1 protein-coding gene is annotated in these 535 nt (G+C 39.4%); it reads right to left on the reverse strand.

Annotation, left to right across the window (positions count from 1 at the left end; genetic code table 11):
• Window positions 1–71 precede the first annotated feature (71 nt).
• Window positions 72–371: a hypothetical protein gene (locus AC805_RS16870; RefSeq protein ID WP_055076473.1), complete on the reverse strand. Its 300-nt coding sequence runs from the start codon at window positions 369–371 to the stop codon at window positions 72–74.
• Window positions 372–535: the final 164 nt, after the last annotated feature.

The following is a 535-nucleotide window of genomic DNA, read 5'->3' on the forward strand; positions in this document are numbered from 1 at the left end:
GAGTAGAGTGATTTACCAGATCCAAATTCTCCAATAATTGCTGTGAGGTTAGGTACTTGTAACTCTGCCATCTATACAAAAGGAAGTAATTTCCAAATTTTAAATATCATCAGTAGCCCGATCATGCCGAGAATACCGTTGATGACCTCTACAAGTATTTCACCTCCAACTATAGGAAAGGATGCCTGAAATGATGTTACCCAAGAGGCTATGGTCATGTCTTTGGGGGTATCTGGCAGTACTCCTTTTACTAGGTCGATTAGCATGATCATAAAAGAATTAACCGCACCTGTCGGATCGAGGATGGCAGCTAATACAAGAAAAAATATTAAAGAAAATGTGGCAAACCACCAGTCTGCTAAGAAACTCATAGGTTTAAAAAACAGGTAATTGCAAAGTTAGTCCAGATAATCCATTTAATTACTCGGATGATATCTCTGATAAAACATAGTTCTACAGTGGTTCCCCAGCTTTTAACGATCGGGCATGACATCTGAGTACTACCTGTAGGAAGGGGTGCAAACATTCCAAATGG

Source organism: Pseudanabaena sp. 'Roaring Creek', assembly GCF_001402795.1.
Classification (GTDB): domain Bacteria; phylum Cyanobacteriota; class Cyanobacteriia; order Pseudanabaenales; family Pseudanabaenaceae; genus Pseudanabaena.